Origin of the sequence: Mesorhizobium sp. M1A.F.Ca.IN.020.06.1.1, from assembly GCF_004023265.1 — a bacterium.
GTDB lineage: Bacteria > Pseudomonadota > Alphaproteobacteria > Rhizobiales > Rhizobiaceae > Mesorhizobium.
The window spans coordinates 1-6,354 of record NZ_RZSR01000118.1 but is presented as its reverse complement, the minus strand read 5'-3'; the positions used below and the strand labels follow the sequence as shown (position 1 = coordinate 6,354).

General features: G+C 64.6%; 5 protein-coding genes. All 5 read right to left on the bottom strand.

Annotation, left to right across the window (positions count from 1 at the left end):
- On the bottom strand, positions 1–1,745 hold a 1,745-nt coding region (locus EOA60_RS07945; RefSeq protein ID WP_164899228.1), incomplete at its 3' end, for a bifunctional [glutamine synthetase] adenylyltransferase/[glutamine synthetase]-adenylyl-L-tyrosine phosphorylase.
- Positions 1,745–3,220 (bottom strand): HAMP domain-containing sensor histidine kinase, encoded by a 1,476-nt coding sequence (locus tag EOA60_RS07940; RefSeq protein WP_095823708.1) that lies wholly within the window; start codon positions 3,218–3,220, stop codon positions 1,745–1,747. The genes EOA60_RS07940 and EOA60_RS07945, both read right to left, overlap by 1 nt.
- Before the next feature lie 96 nt (positions 3,221–3,316).
- Entirely contained in the window at positions 3,317–3,991 is a 675-nt protein-coding gene (locus EOA60_RS07935) for a response regulator transcription factor (protein ID WP_066997584.1), read from the bottom strand.
- A gap of 356 nt (positions 3,992–4,347) precedes the next feature.
- Positions 4,348–5,892, bottom strand: a complete 1,545-nt coding sequence (locus EOA60_RS07930) for a Do family serine endopeptidase (RefSeq protein WP_095823709.1) — start codon at positions 5,890–5,892, stop codon at positions 4,348–4,350.
- A 120-nt stretch (positions 5,893–6,012) separates the two neighbouring features.
- On the bottom strand, positions 6,013–6,354 hold a 342-nt coding region (locus EOA60_RS07925), incomplete at its 5' end, for a cytochrome c-type biogenesis protein (protein WP_164899227.1).

Genomic DNA, 6,354 nt, shown 5'->3' with positions numbered 1-6,354 from the left:
GGTGCCGGATTGGACTGCAAAAGCGAGAAGAGCTGGATGCCTGCCGGCAGGCCGGCGAGGAACTCGTCGAAGCGGATCAGCGCCTCGTCGGCGCGGCGCGTCTGGCCGAAGGCTTTCAGCAGCGCCGGCGTCAGTTCCGTCAGCCGCTCGCGCGCCTCCGCCGACTGGGTGACGCGGTAGCGGCCGAAATGCCAGCCGCGAATGACGCGGCAGATGTCGCTCGGCCGCTGAAAGCCGAGGCGATGCAAGGTCTGCAGCGTGTCGGGATCGTCGACATCACCGGTGAAGACCAGATTGCCGACGCCGGCCGACAGTTCGGGTGCCGTTTCGAACAGCGCCGCATAATGGCGCTCGACCTGCTGCAGCGAGGCGCGGAAAGCTTCCGCGAATTCCGCCTCGCCGGTGAAGCCGAGCATCAGCGCGATACGCTCCAGTTCCTCGTCCTCTTCCGGCAGGACATGCGCCTGTTCGTCGGCCACCATCTGGACGGCATGCTCGACACGGCGCAGGAACCAGTATTGCCGGGTGAGCGCATCGCGCGCATCGGCGGTGATCCAGCCGCGCGCGGCGAGCGCGTCCAACATCGGCACCGTTTCGCGGCCGCGCAGTTCCGGGAAGCGGCCGCCGGCAATCAGCTGCTGCGTCTGGACGAAGAACTCGATCTCGCGGATGCCTCCGCGGCCGAGCTTGACGTTATGGCCTTTCACCGCGATCTCGCCGTGGCCCTTGTGGGCATGGATCTGGCGCTTGATCGAATGGACGTCAGCGATAGCGGCGTAGTCCATGTATTTCCGCCAGACGTAGGGCTGCAATTCCTTGAGGAAGGCCGAGCCCGAGGCAAGGTCTCCGGCCACCGGCCGCGCCTTGATCATGGCGGCGCGCTCCCAGTTCTGGCCGCGGGCCTCGTAATAACGAAGCGCCGCCTCGACCGGGATCGCCAGCGGGGTCGAGCCGGGATCGGGGCGCAGCCTCAGATCGGTGCGGAAGACATAGCCATGCTCGGTGCGGTCCTGCAGGATGCGCACGAGACGGCGGGTAAGGCGCGAGAACAGCTCCGTCGCATCGAGCGGATCGACCACCGCCGGCGCCTCCGGATCGAAGAACACGACGAGGTCTATGTCGGAGGAAAAATTCAGCTCATGCGCGCCGAGCTTGCCCATGCCGAGCACAATCCAGCCCGAGCCGCGCGCCGGGTCTTCCGGATGGGGCAGCTTGAGCTTGCCCTGCCCGTGCGCGTCGAGCAGCAGGAAATCGACGGCGGCGCGTGTGCAAGCATCCGCCAGGTCGCTCAGACGGCGCACCGTCAGCGCGGTTTCGGCTTCGCCGGACAGATCGGCCAGCGCGATCAGGAAATGCGCTTCGACCTTGAACTGCCTGAGTTCCATCATCAGGCTCAGGCTCGATTCCGAAACATTTTCGGCCCGTGCAGCGCGATCGACCGCCTCGCCGATCTCGTTGAGACGCGCTTCGATCGTCTGGCCGAACAGCTTGTCGAGAATGGCCGGCCGGCGGCGGGCCGTATCACGCAGGAACGGCGACAGGTCGAAGATGGCGGCGAGCAATTCCTGCAGTGCTCCCTGGCCGGCGAGGAACGCGGCCAGACGCGGAAGGCCGTCTTGCTCGGCCGCGTCAGCGATCTCAGACAATTCCCGCCGGGCATGGTCGCCGCCGAGCGGGCGAAGCGCCAGCGTCGGTCGGAGTTGCCATTCCGTATCGATCTTCTTTTTTGCCATTCTTGCCGTCATCAATGCGTCTCCCGGGCCGGGAAACTCATGACTACGGACAATCCGGGATTGGCGGGCAGAAGATCAAGCCTGCCGTTGTGGAAAGTCATGATCGCCTTGGCGAGGCTAAGGCCCAGACCCGAGCCCGGCTGCGAACGGCTCTTCTCCAGCCGCACGAAACGCTCGGTGACCCTGGCGCGGTCGGCATCGTCGGGGATGCCAAGGCCATTGTCGGAAACGGCGAGCTTGACCTCGCCGCCGATGCGCTCCAGCGTGACGCGCACTTTCGGGCTCTCGGCGGCGCCGGTCGAGTATTTGATGGCGTTGTCGACGATGTTCGACAGCGCCTGGCCGATCAGTTCGCGATTGCCGTTGATGGTAACCGCTTCCGGCACCGCGGTTTCCAGCACGACGCCCGCCTCTTCCGCCACCGGCTCGTAGAGCTCGACGACATCGCTCACCGTAGCGGCGAGGTCGACCGGGCCGGTTGTCTCGGAGGAATAGCCGGCCTCCAGCCGCGAGATCATCAGGATGGCGTTGAAGGTCTTGATGAGCTGGTCGGACTCGGCGATCGTTCCCTCCAGCGCCTGACGGTAGTCCGTCGTCTTGCGCTTGCCGGCAAGGGTGGCTTCGGCGCGGTTGCGCAGCCTGGTCAGTGGCGTCTTCAGATCGTGAGCGATGTTGTCGGAGACCTGCTTCAGCCCCTCGTTCAGCATGGCGATACGGGCAAGCATCGTGTTGAGGTTTTCGGACAGGCGGTCGAATTCGTCACCGGCGCCGGTCACCGGCAGCCGTCCGCTAAGGTCGCCGCCCATGATGCGGCGACTTGCGTCGGAGACGCTGTCGATGCGTTTCAGCGCGGCGCGCCCGACGAAGAACCAGATCAAGAGGCCGCCGAGCCCCATCATGCCCAGCGCCAGCATCAGCGCGCGGCGGATGACGGCGCGGAAGCGCTCGGGCTCGCCAAGATCGCGGCCGACCAGCAAGATCATCTGATTGGGCAGTCGCAGCACCAGCGCGATAGCGTTGTGGCCTTCTTCGCCTTCCGACCGAGCGCTGCTGTCGCCCGGGGGCGGCGCGCTCTGATCGGTGCCACCACCACGCAACCGGTCGAGTTCGCCCTCACCGAAGCGATGGTACGAAAAGGGCTCCGTCGTCCAGCCCTCGGTTTCGATGATTCCCGGCTCCAGGCTCTGCACATTGCCGGTCAGGATCTGGCCGTTGGCGTCGGCGATCAGATAGAGGTTGGCGCCAGGCTGGCGCGAGCGGGCTTCAACCACGCGCACCAGCAACGGCAGGCCGCCATTTTTGTATGCGCGAGCCAAGCCGAGGATCTCGTCATTGATCGTGTCCTGGGTCTGCGCCGTCAGCATGCGCGCCGAGAGCGACGTCATGTAAAAGACGAGCAGCACGGCGCAGAGAGCGAAAAGCAGAAGGTAAAGCGCCGAGAGCCGGGCCGCCGTCGTCTTCATGATGGCCGGCAGGGAAAGAGCCATGTGCGCCTAGATCAGGATGACGATTGGCTGCACGGTAACCCCTTGTTGCAGCATCTTTTCCGAAACGTTCCCTGACTTTCGGTTTGGGATCATGCTCTAGCCGCCTTTCAGCATGTAGCCCGCGCCGCGGATGGTGTGCAGGATCGGTTTGTCGAAACCCTTTTCGATCTTGCCGCGCAGGCGCGAGACATGAACGTCGATGACGTTGGTCTGCGGATCGAAATGATAGTCCCAGACATTTTCCAGCAGCATGGTGCGCGTCACCACCTGGCCGGCGTGGCGCATCAGATATTCCAGCAGGCGGAACTCGCGCGGCTGCAGCGTGATCTCGCGGCCGGCGCGCTTGACCGAATGCGACAGACGGTCGAGCTCGAGATCGCCGACGCGGTAGACGGTCTCGGTTTCCCGGGCGCCGGCGCGACGGTTCAACACCTCGACGCGGGCAAGCAATTCGGAAAATGCGTAGGGTTTGGTGAGATAATCGTCGCCGCCGGCACGCAGCCCCGTGACGCGGTCGTCGACCTCGCCCAGCGCCGACAGGATCAGCACCGGCGTGGTGTTGCCGCGCGAGCGGAGCGCTGCGATCACCGACAGCCCGTCGCGGCGCGGCATCATGCGGTCGACCACCATCACGTCATAGTCGCCGGCGTCGGCAAGCGCGAAGCCGGTCTCGCCGTCCCCGGCGACATGGGCGGTGTGGCCCGCCTCGGCGAAGGCTTTCTGCAGGTAGTCCGCAGCCTCGCGGTCGTCTTCCATGACGAGAATCTTCATGGAGCCGTTATACGCGATTTCACTGGAAGGTTGAGGGGCAGCCATGACTCAGCGCCTTTGCGTTCGCCAGCCGCATGTCGTGATCCCAGACCGGTACCCACTTGCGGGCACCGTGCTTGGCAAGCGGCAGCGGGTGATGGGAAACCCGCTGCCGCAGGAGCGAAACACGGTGACTGACTGACGTGCTCGGCCCCATGTTTTCCCGGCGGCGGCTCGGGGGTGTTGAAACCGCCGCAAGGAAAAGTCGCTGAGCAATTCCAGGAAAGGCGTGAAGCGGGTTTCCGTCCGGAATTGCGTCAAACAGAGAGTTAGAGCGGTTCTGCGTTCTCGAGGAGCGATTGAACCGCTCTCTCAGATCAGCCCTTTCCGACCGGCAGCGCGACGAAGCGGTTGCTATCGTCGCGGGTGATCTGCATCAGCACGGCCTTGCGGCCCGACTTGGAGGCATCGGTCATGGCCTTGGAAACGTCGTCGGTAGTGTTCACCTCGTTCGAATTGATCGAGGTGATGACGTCGCCGGGCTGGATGCCGCGGTCGGCCGCATCGCTGTCCGGATCGACATCGGTGACCACCAGGCCCTTGCCGTTTTCCGACTTTGTGACGGTGAGGCCGAGATCGGCAAGCGTATCGGCCTTGGCGGGAGCCGCCTGCTTGTTGCCGTCTTCGTTCGAGGCCTGCTTGTCGCTCGAAGGCAGTGTGCCGAGGTCCACCTTGACCGTCTCGTTCTTGCCGTTGCGCCAGACAGTGACATCAACCGACTTGCCCGGCGCATAAGCGCCGATCATGCGGGCGAGTTCTTTCGGCGAGGCGACGTCCTTGCCGTCGACCTGGGTGATGACATCGCCGGCGACGATGCCTGCCTTCTTGCCGGGACCAGCATCCTGCGCGCTCGAAACCAGCGCGCCCTTGTCCGACTTCAGGCCGAGCGACTCGGCGATGTCGGAGGTGACCGGCTGGATCTCGACGCCGAGCCAGCCGCGCTGGACGGAGCCGTTCTTCATCAGGTCTTCGACCACCTGCTTGGCGGTCGAGGCCGGAATGTCGAAGGCGATGCCGACACTGCCGCCCGACGGCGAGAAGATGGCGGTGTTGATGCCGATCACCTGGCCGTTGAGGTTGAAGGTCGGACCGCCCGAATTGCCGCGGTTGACCGAGGCGTCGATCTGGATGAAGTCGTCATAGGGGCCGGCGCCGATGTCGCGGCCGCGGGCCGAAACGATGCCTGCGGTGACGGTGCCGCCGAGGCCGAACGGGTTACCGACCGCCACGACCCAATCGCCGATGCGGATCTTGGAGTCGTCGGCGAAGTCGACATAGGTGAACTTGCCGCCGCCATCGACCTTCAGCACGGCGAGGTCGGTGCGCGGATCGGTGCCGATCAGCTTGGCGTCGAGCTCCTTGCCGTCATTGGTGACGACGGTGAAGTCGGAGCCTTCCGAAACCACGTGATTGTTGGTGACGAGGTAGCCGTCCTCGGAAATGAAAAAGCCCGAACCTTGAGCCACAGGGCGCGGCTCGCCATTGCCGTGGTTGCGGTGATTGAAGCGGGGCATGCCGAACTGGCCGCCCTGATCGCCGAAGCCGCGGAACTCCTTGAAGAAGCGGCGCAGCTGCGGATTGTCGGGCAGGTTGTCGAAGCCGTTCTGATCGTCGGAGCCGTCATCGGCCGTCGGCTGGATCTTGGCCTTCACCTTGACGCTGACCACCGCCGGCGAGACGCGCTCGACGACGTCGGCGAAGCTCGGAACCTGCGGAGCCTCGACACGCACAGCATCGGCCAGCACGGGCGCGGTGCCGGTGGCAAGCGCGCCTGCGCCGACCGCACCAATGACGGCCAGGGACGCGACAGCCGCCATCAGGCGTTTGCGGGTGCTTGAATATGAATCGGGGGCAATATTCATGGGTCTCGTTTCCTCTTTCGAAGTGGATGCGCTCAGGAGAGCATCCTCGGAAAAGAGACTTAGTGAGGCGCACATTACGGCGCCATTTCCGATATATGAAAATTTTGTAATGTTGGCGCTTTAATCGCGCAGCAGCTTGTCCAGCGCCGCCTGTTCCTCGGCGCTGAGCGTGCTGTCCGGCGCCGGGCGGCGCGAACGGGTGCTGAGCACGATGAAGATGCCGCCGGCCAGAAGTAAAAGCGCCGGGGTGCCCCACAAAAGCGCGTTGCGCAGGCTGAAGCGCGGCTTCAAGAGCACGAACTCGCCGTAGCGTGAGACGATGTAGTCCATCACCTGCTGGTCGGTATCGCCGGCGACGAGGCGCTGGCGCACGAGGATGCGCAGGTCGTGGGCCAGATCGGCGTCGGATTCGTCGATCGACTGGTTCTGGCAGACCATGCAGCGCAAGCCTTCGGAAAGCGC

Excerpts from the sequence above, each read along its gene's own strand:
- EOA60_RS07935 (WP_066997584.1), bottom strand. The coding sequence starts at position 3,991 with ATGAAGATTCTCGTCATGGAAGACGACCGCGAGGCTGCGGACTACCTG.
- EOA60_RS07930 (WP_095823709.1), bottom strand. The coding sequence starts at position 5,892 with ATGAATATTGCCCCCGATTCATATTCAAGCACCCGCAAACGCCTGATG.
- EOA60_RS07940 (WP_095823708.1), bottom strand. The coding sequence starts at position 3,220 with ATGGCTCTTTCCCTGCCGGCCATCATGAAGACGACGGCGGCCCGGCTC.